Annotated in this window: 13 protein-coding genes; 1 reads left to right on the forward strand and 12 read right to left on the reverse strand. The window is 46.3% G+C overall.

Annotated features, from left to right (window positions below; translation table 11 throughout):
- Positions 1-14 precede the first annotated feature (14 nt).
- On the forward strand, positions 15-1,751 hold the full coding sequence (locus EXZ60_RS02975; protein ID WP_277435260.1) for an alpha-galactosidase: 1,737 nt from the start codon (positions 15-17) through the stop codon (positions 1,749-1,751).
- 102 nt (positions 1,752-1,853) lie between these two features.
- Here the strand turns inward: EXZ60_RS02975 and EXZ60_RS02980 are convergent, their stop codons facing one another.
- The 12 genes from EXZ60_RS02980 to EXZ60_RS03035 form a co-directional block, all read right to left on the reverse strand.
- Positions 1,854-3,563, reverse strand: a complete 1,710-nt coding sequence (locus EXZ60_RS02980) for an ATP-binding protein (protein ID WP_277435261.1) — start codon at positions 3,561-3,563, stop codon at positions 1,854-1,856.
- 2 nt (positions 3,564-3,565) lie between these two features.
- On the reverse strand, positions 3,566-4,105 hold the full coding sequence (locus EXZ60_RS02985; protein WP_277435262.1) for a heme NO-binding domain-containing protein: 540 nt from the start codon (positions 4,103-4,105) through the stop codon (positions 3,566-3,568).
- Between the two features lie 143 nt (positions 4,106-4,248).
- Positions 4,249-4,890 (reverse strand): sugar transferase, encoded by a 642-nt coding sequence (locus EXZ60_RS02990; protein WP_017044066.1) that lies wholly within the window; start codon positions 4,888-4,890, stop codon positions 4,249-4,251.
- Between the two features lie 11 nt (positions 4,891-4,901).
- Positions 4,902-6,092 carry a glycosyltransferase family 2 protein gene (locus EXZ60_RS02995; protein ID WP_277435263.1) on the reverse strand — a complete coding sequence of 397 codons (1,191 nt, stop codon included), beginning with the start codon at positions 6,090-6,092 and terminating at the stop codon, positions 4,902-4,904.
- Positions 6,089-7,195: a glycosyltransferase gene (locus EXZ60_RS03000; protein ID WP_277435264.1), complete on the reverse strand. Its 1,107-nt coding sequence runs from the start codon at positions 7,193-7,195 to the stop codon at positions 6,089-6,091. Before EXZ60_RS03000 ends, EXZ60_RS02995 begins: the two co-directional genes overlap by 4 nt.
- Before the next feature lie 144 nt (positions 7,196-7,339).
- Complete coding sequence (locus EXZ60_RS03005; protein ID WP_277435265.1) at positions 7,340-8,767, reverse strand: Wzz/FepE/Etk N-terminal domain-containing protein; 1,428 nt, start codon at positions 8,765-8,767, stop codon at positions 7,340-7,342.
- Positions 8,764-9,876 (reverse strand): glycosyltransferase, encoded by a 1,113-nt coding sequence (locus tag EXZ60_RS03010; RefSeq protein ID WP_277435266.1) that lies wholly within the window; start codon positions 9,874-9,876, stop codon positions 8,764-8,766. The genes EXZ60_RS03005 and EXZ60_RS03010 overlap by 4 nt, the downstream gene beginning before the upstream one ends.
- Complete coding sequence (locus EXZ60_RS03015) at positions 9,869-10,597, reverse strand: acyltransferase (protein WP_010320166.1); 729 nt, start codon at positions 10,595-10,597, stop codon at positions 9,869-9,871. The genes EXZ60_RS03010 and EXZ60_RS03015 overlap by 8 nt, the downstream gene beginning before the upstream one ends.
- A gap of 71 nt (positions 10,598-10,668) precedes the next feature.
- Positions 10,669-12,045, reverse strand: a complete 1,377-nt coding sequence (locus EXZ60_RS03020) for an O-antigen ligase family protein (RefSeq protein WP_277435267.1) — start codon at positions 12,043-12,045, stop codon at positions 10,669-10,671.
- Positions 12,042-13,505, reverse strand: coding sequence for an oligosaccharide flippase family protein (locus tag EXZ60_RS03025; RefSeq protein WP_277435268.1), 1,464 nt, complete (start codon positions 13,503-13,505; stop codon positions 12,042-12,044). Before EXZ60_RS03025 ends, EXZ60_RS03020 begins: the two co-directional genes overlap by 4 nt.
- 22 nt (positions 13,506-13,527) lie before the next feature.
- Positions 13,528-14,703, reverse strand: coding sequence for a glycosyltransferase family 4 protein (locus EXZ60_RS03030; RefSeq protein WP_017044060.1), 1,176 nt, complete (start codon positions 14,701-14,703; stop codon positions 13,528-13,530).
- 1 nt (position 14,704) lies between these two features.
- Positions 14,705-15,907, reverse strand: a complete 1,203-nt coding sequence (locus EXZ60_RS03035) for a glycosyltransferase (RefSeq protein ID WP_277435269.1) — start codon at positions 15,905-15,907, stop codon at positions 14,705-14,707.
- Positions 15,908-16,071 lie beyond the last annotated feature (164 nt).

Raw genomic sequence — 16,071 nt, forward strand, 5'->3', positions numbered from 1 at the left:
TGTACTGAGGTGTTATGACAACGATCACTCTGCCATGTCATCGAGAAGTTGAGTTACTTCAACCGGATTTGATTGCCCAATTGCAAGGCGATGAGATCAGTTTTTCCTATTCAGGAATACATAACTCGCCCATTTCCGATCACTACTCGCTGTTTCGCACTCTATTTGACGTTGAATCGGACGCACGAGTGATTGGTGACGGTTTTCAAATGCTAGCGCAAACTGCAGGTTCGCCGCATCATCCGGTGGATGTGGGGCGTTGCCCTGACAATAGCTTGAGCTACCGGATTTACCCGCAGCAAGACAGCCAACGTTATTACAACACGCTGGTGATTGAACAATCCACCGGATACCAACTGTTTGGTTTTACCTCTTGCCACCGTTTTGCTGGCTATTTTGAAATTCTTGAGGAAAGGACGGGCACCTATTTAGTCGCTTCCATTGACGGCGAGCAGACCCATCCACAAGATTGGACAAATAACAGTTTAGAATCCGTCGTTATTTTGCAAGGTGATTCATTATCAGGTTTGTATCAACAGTATGCGCAATATATTAGTTGTCACCATACGCCGCGTGCTGGTGTGGCACAACCTGCGCCCGTTGGATGGTGTTCATGGTATGCCTATTATGCCGATGTTAATGAACAGCACATCCTAACCAACCTTGCGGCAATGCAAGGAGAACTTTCGGGGCTAGAATGGGTGTTGCTGGATGATGGCTATCAGGCGTTTATGGGCGATTGGTTGACGCCGTCCGATAAGTTTTCTCGTGGTGTTAAAGCGCTGATCCAAGAGATCAAACAAGCGGGCAAAAAACCTGCAATTTGGCTCGCTCCCTTCATTGCACAAGCTGAATCTAAATTGTTTAAGCAACATCCAGATTGGTTTGTACAAAATGCTCAAAGACAGCCACTGAAAGCCGAAGAAGTAACCTACGGTGGCTGGCGTTGTACACCTTGGTATGTGCTGGATGGCTCTCATCCTGACGTGCAAGAATACTTAACCCATGTGATCAAAACCATGAAAGAAGAGTGGGGGGTTGAGCTGTTTAAGTTGGATGCGAACTATTGGGGAGCACTTAAAGGACGGCGTTATCAGTCGGGAGTGACGGGGGTTGAAGCGTACCGTTTAGGTATGCAGGCGATCGCAGAAGGCGCGGGAGAGGCATGGTTACTTGGATGCAATGCACCGATGTGGCCGTCACTGGGGCTGGTGGATGCCATGCGTGTTTCGGACGATGTCGAGCGTTCGCCACAGCGCTTTGAACAAATCGCTAAAGAGACTTTTTATCGCAGTTGGCAGCACCGCAAGTTATGGCAAATTGATCCTGATTGCGTAACACTGACGTCGCTTGCGAATCAATCGACCGATCGCATCAGCTATGAATTTCATCGCAATGTATTGCTTGCGTGTGGTGGCTTGTTGCTTTCAGGTGATCCACTCCCAGAATTGACCTCTTTTGCTAAGCAGAGCCTAAATAAGTTAATGATTAGGCGCAAACACAACCAAGATGCGGCTAAGCCAACTTCATTGGCTCTCAATCACCTATTTTTAAAGTTAACAGAACGCAATGATCTGCACTGCTTATTCAATTACCAAGGTGAGGCGTGTGACTATACTTTAACAGCGAGCCAGCCAGTGGATTGGTATGACTACTGGACAGGAGATAAGCTTTCACCAAATCCGGTCAAGGTATTTGAACTCTCCTTGGCAAGTGGCTTAACCAGCCGAGCCGTGATTACCTCCAGCTAATTGAATGCCGTACTAAATTAGCCATAATTTCTTAGCCACAAAAGCTGATTTAGTTTCTTTTCTAAGCATGCGGTCGGAGTATAATTTCGACTGCATGTTGGTTTATTGCATTTCAGGCTGAGAGTCATCCGCGGCCGACAGCCACTTTTGTAGAATGGTTTTCAAATCTTCTAAACGGTAGGGCTTACTCAGCACATCGTCCATACCACATGCTATGCAGTGCTGCTTTTTATGCATGGTCGTGCCTGCGGTGAGCGCAATGATGGGCTTATTGTAACCTTGCTCACGTAGGTGTTGGCTTGCTTCAAAACCATCCATTTCTGGCATTCGGCAATCCATAAAGATCAAGTCGTACTGTGTATGTTGGACGGCATCCAATGCTTCTACGCCATTGTGGCTAAAATCGGGAGAGATACCGAGTTTTCCTAACATGCCTTGAATAATAATCCGGTTCATCTCTATATCATCGGCTACCAGAATGGCCAGTTTTCTACCATTCCATTCACTGACGAGAGTATTCGTCATTGTTTTTGTGTTAGGTTTATTTGCAGCAGGAAGCGGAAGAACAACGGAAAATTCGCTGCCTTCTCCTTCTGAGCTCTTAACGCTTAATAATCCATTCATGAGTTTGGTTAAACTTAAGCAGATAGCTAATCCCATACCTAAACCTTCAAACTGGCGCGTGGAAGAACGATCAACTTGATAAAAGGCATCAAAGATTTTTTTCTGCGCATATTCAGGAATGCCGATGCCTGTATCTTTCACATCGATTTTCAGTTTGTCATCAGCCCAAGAAATATAAATATTAATTTCTCCTTTAAGGGTGAATTTCAAACTGTTGCCAATCAAATTTAACAGTATTTGCTGAATACGTTTTTTATCACCATAGACGTATTCGGGAAGTGTATCTTTGTAAATGAAGTTCAGCGTAGTATTTTTCTTTTTTATAGAGACTAAGTTATAAACATAATTGTGAAGTTGTAACCACTCAAAAGGTTGATCATTGATGCGTAATAAGCCTGAGTGGAGTTTATTAAAATCAAGAAGGTCATTGATGACGAAATTGAGCATCTCTCCTGAATGTTGGATATCCGCAAGGTACTTTTTCTGTTCATCGGTTAAGTATGTCGTTTCAAGTAGATCTGCGCTACCCAGTATGCCCACCAATGGTGTGCGTATTTCATGGTTGACCATAGTAACAAACTCTTTCGTTGCTTTTTCTGAATCTTCGGCTTGTTTTCGGGAAAGCTCTTTGCTCTGGATATCAAGGTGTTTGCTCAGTGCACCACTTAGCAAATCGAACAGCATGTTGACCTGTTTGACGATGAACTCGAACTCAATTGGATGGGTTTGATAAGTAAAGATTAACTCTCCGACCTGTTGCGTGTTCGAATAAATAGGGAGCAGAATTTCTTTCTGTGATGTCATTTTCTCTTTCTTAGGAAGCCAACAGTTACTGAAATGAAACTGACTATAAGTGGGGAATAAATCTGCCTGTAATATCAACTCACATTGAAGGATGTTTTTTCTGTCTGGAATGCTGTCTATAAAGGTGTTAATCAAAGCTTCGTTGAGTTCGGTAAATAAAAACCGTCTTCCAAAACGAATCAAAATAGCATCAATGTGTTCTTTCAATTCTAATTTGAATATATCCACCATGGATTTTAATTTTTGCGCTTCAAGTGCTTGCTGCAAGTATTTGTTTATTTCATAGATTTCCCGGCTTTTCTGCTCAAGCAATTGTTCTGCGGCAATTCGCGCCGCTTTTTCACGCAGTAAACGTTGTTCCCAGACAGAAGAGGCTTTAGTCATGATCAGCTTTCACTTTTGATAATCGTAAAACGGACAGCACTACCATCAGGTTTTAGGTAGTGGCTAGTAATCGTTATCGGTTGGGAAAAGTGTGCGGCACATCCCTCTAGCAGTCCTAAACAGAGTGACGACAAACATCGGTGGCTTTGATATTCAAAAACGGTAGCTTCTCCACTCTGTTCAATAAAAATGAATTTGGGCGGACGCGCATTGGGGTACAGTTTGTTAACTTCCGCATGAATTTCATCTTCCACCTTTTTGAGAAATTCAACGAAAGGAAGATCGTGCTGAATCGGGATGGGTAACGTTTGATAAAGAGAGCTAAACATGGCTTTGCCCACTTCCCGTTGCAGGTTGTCAACACTTTCACCCGTCAGTTGGTGCATGGCTTGTATCATAGCGATCAATTCATGGTGTTTATAGTCTCCAACCGAGGTGAATGGGTGAGTTAATCCAGTCCGTTCGAGCATAGTTTCTAATGTCTCCATGCCAAACCGCTGTTCGATAATGTCGAAAAATAGACTAAATACGATACCCTTCATCGTGGGTTCTCCCTTTGGGGTGAATAGTGATACCCATACTTTTAAGCATGGTGGAGAAAACTAATGTACGCAAGTGAGAGGATGGGAGCCAGTTAATGTGCTCCCCCTAATTTTCGCCAAACTTTTCCATTCTGTTATTTCATTTACTGGCCTCGGCTGCCCACCATCACCATCACGGTTTTGAGCATAATCCTGATATCTGTATTGAACCATGAGTACAGAGAGTACATGGACAGAGCATAGCTATGATCAAAAGCCACTTTACGTCTCACATCATCAATACAGGTGTCATAACCTTGGTTAACTTGAGCTAAGCCAGTGATGCCGGGCAATAGGCCATAGGTACGTTCAGCAAAGTAAGGGATGGCATCTTCAAGCTTTTTGTAGAATCCAGGGCGTTCTGGGCGTGGGCCGACAATCGACATATCGCCTTTTAACACATTGAAGAGTTGAGGAATTTCATCCAAACGTGTTTTGCGTAAAAAGCGTCCTACAGGCGTGATACGTGGGTCATTATCGGTTGCCCAAACGGCTCCTGAGCGACTTTCGGCGTCTTGGTACATGGTACGAAACTTAATAATTTCAAAAAGAATGACCCGGTCGGGGAGTGATTTGCCTACTCGCCATTGTTTATAAAACACAGGGCCTGAAGAGTTAATTTTAATGGCAAAGGCAATAATCGGAAATAAGGGGGAAAGTAGGATTAAACCTACGATAGCACCCAGTAAATCCATAGTGCGTTTGAACACGGTAATTGATATTTGAGTGGGTTGATGGCGATTCATAATAGGGTTCCTTACTGGTTCACTTTGATCCAACGGCCTTTTTCGTATCCACAAAGATAGCGAAGACCACCGATAAAATTGGCAAGATGTCCAAACACCAAATAATGCAGCCAGCGTAATAGGCTTGGTTTGTGTTGTTCTGGCATCCAATGACTGCATGTAGCAATTAAGTAGAGGCTGATTTGTCCACCGAGAAGTACCACAAAGAGTGGGTTGTGAATCGCGAGTAGAGCGCTGCTGATCAAGCAGGTCAGCATCAAATAAGGAGTAAGCAGGCGCAGCCCTTTGCCGGATAGGAAAGCAAAAGCAACTTTGCCGTATTTGGGACTAAAGAGTCGAAATAGGGTAATTGCCTGCTGCATATTGCCTGCGGAGATACGAAGCCGACGCCGAAAATCTTCAGACTGACCTGTCGGTTCCATTTCAATCGCCAGCATATTCAGGTCATAACGTGTTTGATAACCTTGCTCAACAATCTGCATAGGCAGAATAAAATCGTCATTGATGGTATTGGCTGGCAGAGGAGTAAACAATGAGGTGCGAAATAGGTATAACGCACCATGAGAACCGAGTGTGCTTCCGAAGCTGGATTCATGCAGTTTGATTTGGTTTTGATAGTGCCAATAGGCTTTTTCCTGGTTAGAGGCGTTAGGTAAACCTTGATAGGTTGCATTCACGACGCCAACTTGAGCATCAATAAAGTGCTGTGCCCCAATCAGCATGGCATCAATCGAAATCAGGGCGCTAACATCACTCAATGCGGTAATGTCACTGTCCACCATGTTCATTAACTGGTTGATGACGGCAACTTTGCCTCGATTTTGTGGGTAGATATGTATTTCAAATAAGGTATCGTCACAGATGGCTTCCTGAATGGTTTCTTGCGCGATTTCCGCTGTTTTGTCTTGGCATCCATCACAAGCAATGACAATACGCAGCTTGTCTCGTGGATAATCTAATGCACTCAGGTTACGAATTTTCTCTGCAATCCAGCGTTGTTCGTTGTAAGCAGGCACCAAAATGGTGATGCTGGGGAAATGCAGGTCGGTTTGGCTGGCTTGATAACCGCGAGATGGCACTTGGCTTTCTGGCAAAGGGTGCCGACCAGCATACCAACGCAGCAACACTGGGTAACCAAAATGGTGGTAAACAATTAATCCACTGGCGACAGAAAACAGCAGAGTGAGAGCCCAAGTTATCATGCTAATTCCCCTTCTGATAAAGCATTGTAGGCTTTGACCATTTGATGAATATCACCGTGTTCTTGTACAAAATGACGAGGTGAAATCTCGGTTTTATGTTGGAGGGCGTGCAGTAAGCGGCTTGCCATTTTCAGTTTCAGTGGGTCATCGCTTTCAACTGCACTTCCAGTGTGAGGGCATAATGTCTCTTTGGCTGAACCTACATCCGTCAGAACCACGGGAATGCCACACGCTTGTGCTTCTAACGGTGATAAAGGGAAGCCTTCCGAGCGTGAAGGCAGACAGAAAATATCCAAAGCACGGTAGAACTCGGGCATGTTGTCTATTAACCCAAGAAAATGAACTCGTTCAGTGAGCCTCAGTTCTCGGCAAAGGGCTGAAAGAGAATCGAGCTGAGAGCCTTTGCCCGCAACAGCTAAATGGATATGGCTGGGTAAATGAGACAATGCGCGGAGCAGTTGATCTTGCCCTTTCACCCATTCAAGGCGACCAGCACAACCGATCAGAGGTACACCTTCTGGTAAGTTGAACTGTTGACGAGCCCGAGTTTGGTTGCCGGGAGTAAAACGAGCGCAATCAATGCCATTTTTGATGGTTTGGGTGCGTGGATAATGAAAGTAGCGCGCCAGTACTTGCGTGACTTGATGAGCATCCCCAACCAAGTGTGGCTGAATCCAACGTAAAGCCACGTACTGCAAGTAACGATGAATCCGGTTAGAGAGATGCCATACATCATGTTCGGTATGAATGCGTACTGGCGTTGCACTGCAACGAGCAGTAATCCCTGCGTAGAGCAGTGGTCCAATGTGGTGAGTATGGACAACATGAGGTTTTATTGCTGAAAACAGTCTGAACAGTTTCCACAGCGTCGACAGGGAACGCCCAGCGGGTTTATTCAGAAACAGCAATTGATCTTGGTATTGAGCGAGTTTGGGCCAGTGTGCCAAAGCTTCGTTCTTTGTCCCTTCTAAGCTCACGACCAATACACTATGGTTGGGTTCAGAAAAGCGCAGGAAATCAAGAACAAGGCATTCTAAGCCTCCGGGTGCCAAGTGTTGGACAACATGGATGATGACTTTTTCATTCTGAAGAGGAGAGTGCATACACAGGGCCTCATAATGGGATTCTTATGAGGTAATTGCATGAGCTGTGCCAATTTTAAAAGTCTTTAAAATTCAACTGGTTATTTTAATTGTGTAATTGGTGAAACTCGGATTTTATTTTGAGAATGAATTTGAGTTGCGCGCTTAGGAACGAATACGCGGCAGAACGGTTAAAACAGGCACTTTAGTGATGAGTTCTAACTCATCTTGGCGACGAATGGTGGTATCAAACAATTCAAAGATAATGGCAAGGCCAGAACCTAAAAATACGCCTGCAAAACAACCCGCAAGAACAAACACCCACACAGGTAGGTTGGCTGTAGTGGCTGGGGTATATGGGATATCAATAATTTTCACTCGCTTGTTTTGCTCGAAGATACCTAATGAGCCAGTTAATTGAGCCATTTCGTAACGCACCATCAACTGATCATAAAGTTGGCGTTTTATATCGGCTTCACGCTGTAAGGTTTGCAGTTGCTTGGCATCATCCCCGAAGCTGTAAGCTTGTTGCTCCAGTTGGACAATCATGGTTCGCAAACTTCGAGTCTCTTCAGTAAGGGCTTCATATCGCCCACGTCTAGTCTGGAGGTTTTGCAACTGGGTAATCAGCAGGGGCTGGACCTCACCTTTTTCCGCACCGGGAAGACGACTGGCCATCTCCCATAATTGATCGCTGCCCATCAGTTTTCTCTCTTGTTGAAGCATTTGATGGCGTTCTGCTTCTAAACGCTCCAGTTCGCGCTTTTTGGCTTGCACAGCACTGTGTGAATCCGTGTAGTGAGCTTGCAGTAAAGTAAGTTCGCTGCGTATCGCAATAATCTGCTCTTCAATTTTACCCACCACAGGGTCAGTTTTAGAAAGCTGCTGATCCAAAGAACCCAAACTCTTTTCAACTCCTGCCAGCTCCGCTTCTTTTTCAGAGAGGCTTTGTTTTAAGCTTGCCAACTGATTCAGCACTTGGGTTTGTAGCTCAGGTGCCGAAGAGATGTGTTTATTTCTAAATTGAGCGAGGGCGCTTTCGGCAAGTTCCAGTTCTTGTTTGCGCTGATCAATATGAATGGTTAAGAAATCAATGGAATCACGAATGGATGAACGTTCTGGCGCGAGTAACTGCTCAATGAATTGATTGCTGACGGCTTGCAGAGTCTCTTTCATTCCTTCTGGCTTGTTTGCTGAAAGTTCTATTTTGATGAAATCCTTACCCAACTGCGAGATAGAGATATTGTTGGATAAGCTGCGAATCACACTCTCGGCATCGCGTTCCGACATCTCAGGGGTGATTAAGCCGCGGCTTTCTGCGACTGATTTTAAGACGTGACGACTTTTGAGTAAGGTGGTTAGCGCATTCATACGGTCGTTGAGCATGGCCGAAACGGCCAAATCTTCCAAAAAAGGGTTCATCTTGGCCGTTTCTTGAATCAGCATGCTGGTGTGAGCTTGATAATGCGGAGGCGCCAAGCTGCCAATAATCCCACCAATGATGGGTAAAATGAGTAGGGGAATGGCGATGACGTAGCGTTGTCGCCATGCAGCACCTAACAGAACCATCAGACGAAACTTGAGATCGTTCATAGCTGCTCCAGCAGGTCGGATAACCACACACTCCGCGAATGCCAACTGTCTTGCGTGACACGCTGAGGAGAAGACGGGCTTAATGAACGATAGCGTGATAATGCCGTGATCATCTGTTGCGCATTGGATACCAAATGGAGCTGGTCCTGATAGCGTAATGCCGCTGGGTACGGGCTCGACAAAATAGGTTTACCTATCGCGAGATATTCCATCAATTTAAGCGGGCTGCAAGCGCGAATTTGTTCATTAAGCTTAAATGGTAATAGACTAATATTCCAATGTTGGCAATAGCTTGGTAGCTGATGGTGTGGACGACTCCCCAACAAATAGACGTTTTCTCTTAGAACTAGGGCTTCTTTTTCCAGCTTATTAGGGCCGATAAACACAAAATTCCAATCGGGTAAGGCGGCGGTTACATGATTGAGCATCTTGCAATCTAACCATTCAGAAAGGCTACCGTAGAATCCGGCAATTGGCCGACCATTATCGGGTAAATCATGGGCACGTTCTGCTGGCGTGGTAAAGAGTTTGAGGTCGACACCATGCGGTAGAAAATGGGTTTTCTGAGCAGGAAACTTCTGCTGCAACTCTTGGCTGGCAGCCAAGATTAATTGTGCATGGTTGACCAGACGATCTTCATGCTGGGCGACTGTGTCGTGATCGACGCCTTCTAAAGCTGCAAAATCATCACCGCAATAATACACCACCGCGGATTCGCCCAATTCGCCACATAAATCCGCAGCTGTGGGCAGTGAACTCCATAAAATAGGCCGGTTAAGTTGTGCTCGGCGCAGAATGGGTTTCAGTTGAGTCAGCATTGCGGTTTTGGCCAGCGCTCTTGCCCATGGTGAGCGAGGAGCGGGAATGGTTCGCAAATTGACGACCTGTATTTGCGCGGGCAGAGTAACTTGAGTGGAATAGGTTTGGCGAGTTTGACCACGCAGTTTTTGCCACACTCGAGCCATATCTCGCCAATTCAATTTAGGCTGGCGAAGGCCAATCGAATTGATCCAAAGGACTTTCCGCTCGCGAGAGAGTTGCAGAATTAGATGCTGAGTACTGGAAGGCAAACCGCCAAAATCCTCACCAAAAACAATCAAATCACGCATGGCTTTCCCCTAGTTTTAAGCTTTTTACGACTCTAGCAGGGCTACCAGTGGCCAACACAAACGCAGGAAGATCATGAGTGACCACACTGCCTGCCGCTACAATGGTGCCTTCACCAATGGTGACGTTACGCATCACGCACACATTGGTTCCTAACCACACATCACGTTTAAGATGTATCAGGCCAATCTGATCATCGGTTTCTGCTTCGCCGCGAGCTCTGGCTTCTGGATCGACTGGGTGACCGGGGTAACCACACAAAAATGCTCGGCCTGCAATGCGTACATTGTCTTCCAAGATCACTTGTGTGCCGACCGCGATGGTGGTTTGCCAGCCAATCCCTACATTATTTCCGATGATTAATGTAGGGTTGAGGCTTTGGCTACGGCCAGAAAAAGTGGTTTGCCCTGAAATGCGGCAACCATGGCCAATGTGCAGTTCTAACGGGCCTGAAATGTAGGGTGTGCCACCATAAAGCCAGAGTTTATTGCCACATTTTTTGGCTCGGGCACGAAAGGTTGGGGTGTAAACCAACGTTCGCATTACACTGCTCAGCAGATTGTGTAGGGTAAGATAAACCACACGGATCAGAAAATTGATAAAAGAAGGAAAACGCAGCTCGCAACTTCTGATTTGTTTGAGCGTACGAAAGAGCGTTTGCATGCGTGGGTCTGGGTGCTGTTTGAGCCACTGTTTGGTCTGCGCCGTTTTTGCAATCCACATAATCTACCCCTTTTATTGGTTGAGTAGATCTTTTACTTCAAAAGTTGTGCCTGATTTTTAATAAAAGGAAATCAATGAGTTGTCATTTTGTCTGTCGAATTGGAAGCCTCATTCTCAATTTGAGAATGGTTTTGCGTAATGTGTGCAACGGCCACCGTTAACGCCGCCAAAATGTAAATGGGCCAGTTAAAACCTTGGGTCAGGAAGGTTCCAGACACAATCGTACCGACTAACGCAGCAAAGATTGCGTGGGCGTTGGCAAAAACAAACAGTGGTGCGGAAGGCGTCAGCAAACTGATGGTGTGTTGTGCCGTTTTGAGCAAAGAGATGATAAAAACAATAAACAGGATGAGCCCCAAAAAGCCGGTTTCCGCTAATACCCCAAACCAAGTGCTGTGCACGGCGTGATTGAGTCCATCCCAGTGCGAGCTGTAGAAATAGTAGTTATAGTAAAAGTTATCGAGTCCGACTCCAAAAAAGGGATGACCTAACGCCATACGAAAAGCGGCCTGCCATGCGTAAAGCCGACCCATAGCTGAAGCATCGATCCCTTCTTCTGCATTACCGCCAGAGGCACGATCAGAAATGCCTGCCACGCTATACAGTAGCAAAGCGCCGATACCGCCTATGGCGATCAACAGTGCTTTGTTTTTGATCAGACGTAACGCAAAAAGGGCAAATACGGCGAGTGAACCAAGTAATCCGCCGCGACTTTGTGTTGCAATCACGGCGACCATCAGCATGACAGTCACAATGATACCCAGCAGCCTTAACACGAATGGCATGCCTCGGGTGGTGACTAAAGCAACGGAAAACGCGAGCGGAAACATCAATACCAGTGACAGATCATTGGGATCGCCCAGCATAGAACCGAGTTCCCGCCCAACCGTGACACGGCTACCTTCAACTAACCCAATACCGTTGATTGAATTACTCAGCGCCGCAAACGCGACGATGGCACCGGAGATCACAATAGTCAGCATCACTTTCTTGAGATTGGCGGCGCTGTTCACCAGCCAGACAATCGCCAAAGACATCACCATGATTTTCCAGTAAATATTCTTAAAATACTCAATCGCGATACCGCGGTTTGAAGCTAAAACAATACCGATACAGACCACTAACCAGAACAGTGAAAGCCAAGTTAAACAAGGGTGCCAGTAGAGGTTTAAAGTTCGACTAATGAGGCTGTGCCACAGTAATGCAGACAGTGCACCAACCGAAAGTAACAGCGGAATTTTCAGCGAATAAAGCATGGGAATAGCTTCATGCAGACGGAAGAAAGAGAAGGCGACAAACAGTGTTACTAGCCAGAAGGTTTGGTTTAGTACAAACAGTGCACCCAGCGGTAATAACGCGATCACCAAAGGCAGCACAGGGTTTGGTATGACATACCAAGCTGCACTGAGAAAGATGCACAAGATGATCACGATTATTTTGACATTCATGTCGCCTTCCTAGTTCGGCGAGTTAAGTGGCTTTGAACCCAATCGATTCCCCATTGTTTCATGGAGAAAGGAAAGCTAACCCAACCCAATTTACAGCTTAGCAGTAAACCCAAAATCGGCAGCAGAGTTCCCCAAAATACTAGCCCAATCAGGCTATTGATCTGCATAGCAAGGCCAAAACTGGCAAGCATAAAAGCAAGTTGGGGGATAAAGCGCAGCAGTTGTAGTGGAATAGGTTGTATGCGCTGGCTGAAATAGCTGATTGCCAATAAACGCAGGCATTGAGCGAAAGTAATGGCACTGGCGATACCCATCACACCCCATTGACTGAACAACCCACACAATACGATTGCCAACAAGGCACTGAACAAATTGATTGAAAAAAGTAGAGCACTGCGTTTTTGGTAGAGCACTCCGATATTCAGTAGTTCAGCCCACTCTTTGCAAGCCGCGCTGAGTAGAATGATCAGCAATATTTTTTGCGCAGGGAGATAAGTGGCAGGCAGTGCAAATGCGATAAACCATTGCCCCCAAAACGCCATGCACAGAGACAGCAGCAACACATAAGCCATGCCGATTCGAGTATAGCGTGCTACCGCGTCATCGCCTTGCTGTTTGAGCATGGCAAAACGTTTTGGCATCCACCACATGCCAAAAGGTTGAACGAGTAAACACATTGCAAGGGCAAATTTTGCAGCAATAGCGTAGTAACCCAAGGTTTCAAGTGTGGTTGTGCTACTAATGAACCAGCGCTCAGCGCCATTTAAGCCGTAAGCCACCATAGCAGAAAGCATCAGAGGTAAGCTGTAGCGTAATAGCTGAGAGGTGTGCGCTGGATAAACCAAACGAAAGCGATTAATGAAGGTTAAAGCGGCAAACTGACAAACCCGAGTAAACGTACCTGCGGCAAGCACTCCCCATACGCTAGGTTGTGTCATGAGAACAAACAAAATAAGCGTAATTTGCAATGCGCTACTGCCCACACTGATCAGGAAAAAGAGCTTGGCTTTTTCTTGCATACGTAACCAAGTTAAATGCAGTGACACCGGACCTTCAAACAGCAGTGCCAGCAGCAGTAAAGTTAATTCAAAGCGGCTGAGTGGGATGGCGCTTAACAGCTCAGGGAAAAGCATGAGCAGCCCAAGCCCCAAACCACACACCAGCATTGAAAAAAGCAGCGAAAGTGTGGCGATATGTGATGCTTGATGTTGACGCTGCTCCTCAGACGTTAAATTAGCTGTGAAACGATACAGGCTTTCGTGCATGGAGGCCGTGCTGATGATGCCAAGTAAGGCACCACAAGTGGCAAGTAACTCTAGGCGACCGATCTGCTCCACACTTAAATAACGTGCAATCACGGGCAACATGATCAGAGAAATACCTTTAATCAAGACCAGGCTTATCCCGTACAAGGCGAAGTGAGATAAAGCAGAAGGCATGGCTGGGCTCGGGTTACTCATAATCTTGCCTCACAAAAAATGGTTAAGAAGATTGGCGGGAGTGAGAAGGTGCTGCTCCCTGTTGAACACTTTGCGCTATTTGCCAATAACACTCTTCAGCATGATAGTGTTGAGCAATATCTAGGGCTTGATTGCCGAGCCTTTGGGCGAGATGAGGCTCGGTGATCGCGCGGTGCAGTGTTTCGGCCAAGCTGTTGACATCATTGGCAGCGTACTTTAGGCAGTTCAGTTCATGAGTTAGCAGTGAATCCCAATACGCATTATCTTCAGGAATAATCACGCACATTCCCGCCGCTAAGGCTTCCAGTATCGATAATCCAAAAGGCTCTTGCTGGCTGGTGGAAACAAACAGATTGCATTGACTGCGGATGGCATCCAAATCTTGAGGGTCTTCATGCCAATTGACGTGAGGCAGAGACCGCGGAGCTTGACTGGTGGACAGGTGTGTTTGCTGCGGTTTGATATAGCAAATGTGGGTGGTTGAAGGAACCCGTTTGACCAGTTGATCAAGGGACTCAAGCAGCAAATCCAAGCCTTTCCATTTAAGTAAGGAAGCCGCCCAAAAAATGCAGGGTGAATGATACTGGCACTGAGTGGGCCACTGCTCGATAGGTAGGCCATTCACAAATTCTTGGCTGTGGCGACTTGCTAAAGTAAATGCAGCGAGGGTTTGGGCATTGTCACTACCGAATGAGAAAGCGTAGTAGTGGCTCAACGCCTTGAGCAAACTTGGTTTACTTGAAGGCAGATAAAACAGCTTATTCGCTTTACTTAAGCAATAACCCGTGGCGCGAGATTGTCCAACCGGGCCGTGTACCAATTGAATCAAGGGGATGCGAGTGACTCGCGCGAATAAGTGCAGCGCCATATCGACCCCAGGGCCAGAACTGGCCAGAAGGAGATGAAAGCGCTGACAGCGTAGGGCAAACCAGCATAGCCAGAGGAAATAAACGCCGTGTTTCAACCAATAACTCAACCCTTGAGTCGCTAGCCCCAAATTGCCACAACTAGGGAGTGTGATGAACTCTACACTGTGTTTTGAGTTGAAAGCAGAGTGCTGCCAACTCTCTGGGTGGCGAGTCACGATAGTAAATTGAGCCTGATTGGCCGCCACTTGTTGGAGTGCCATACGGGTTGCGATTTTTGAGCCGCCTTGAAAGGCGATAGGATCAAAAATCAGACAATGAATAGCAGCCATATCAACCCCCTAAAGAAAAGCGTTGAGAAACATAGGTTTTGACCGGACGCCAAGTCGCCCAAAATGAGTCTTTATAGGTTGCAGGGCTTGAGAGGATTTGCTCGTAAAGCGCTTCAATTGCAGTGCGATTTTTTTCAAGCGTATGGGCGAGAAGAATATGAGCGTGAGCTTTCACCGCCATCATCTTGGCATCAATTGGGTTTTTCATCATCCAACGCATGGCTTCATGCATTGCCTTCGTACTCTCTTTAGGGTAGAGCTGGCCGTGAGTTTGGTGGCGTAGGATTTCAGGTATGCCGCCAGTGTCGGGAGCAATAATGGGGAGTTCGGCTAATGCCGCTTCGGCAATCACCAAACCAAATGGTTCTCTTCGTGCGCCACTGATAAATGCATTAGCGCCTTTGAGCCAGCCCATGACATTGTGCTGCTCACCTACAAAATGAATGTGTTGTGAGAGCTTGAGGTAGTCACTCATCTGCTCAAGCGATTTTCGCTCAGGGCCATCTCCGACAATGATTAGATGGGCATTGGGGTGTTCCAACACGAAGAAACGCATTGCTTGTAAAAGGCGATCCATACCTTTGCGTTTGATGAGTGAACCGACAGAGATGAATAAAAAGGCATCATCATCCAATTGTAGTCGTTGGCGAAGATCCATTGCAGGCAATAGCTCAAGTCGCTCAGTATCAATTCCATTATGGATGACATGAATTCGCTCAGCTGGGTAGCCGTCACTCATTAATTTATCGATAATGGCATAGCTGACGGCAATGATGTTCGGAACGCGATGGAGAGCAAGAGTGAGCCGATCACGAGCTGGATAATCCGAATGCAGTTGAGCGAGCCACGGAGTTCCTGTCTCGTTCGCGGCTTTCCCAATCCATTGGCACGGCCCGGCACTGTTGGCATGGATTAGGTCGATCTTGCAATCTTTAATCAAGGTTTTTGCGGTATTAACCAAATTCCACCAGCCGAACAGTTGAAAGCGCGGAGCTTTCCATCCCAGCAAAATCGGAAAAGGGCTAAGCACACTGTGAATCCCCATTTTGCTAATCTCTTCATGCAGCATGGCGTTATTGGTCCACAGGAAAGGTAAAAAGCGGCTGCGATCCAGATTGAGCAAGTGATCGATCAAGCAGCGCTCACTGCCGCGAATCCAGTTATCCCCGTAGTGCACAAACAGGACATTTTTTCTAATTGCCATAGTGCTTTCCTTATGATTCGAAAATGGTTGAAAAGTCGTGTGACGTTGCTAAATAGAGATTTCGTCAATCACAACGAGACTTGGCTACATAACGAGACTTGGCTAGCGCAGTCCAAAATGGAACCTCAAGAGAGGTAAAGCAAAGGGGATGCCAAAAAGAATTA

The organism is Vibrio sp. 1151_11 (genome assembly GCF_029478525.1).
GTDB lineage: Bacteria > Pseudomonadota > Gammaproteobacteria > Enterobacterales > Vibrionaceae > Vibrio > Vibrio anguillarum.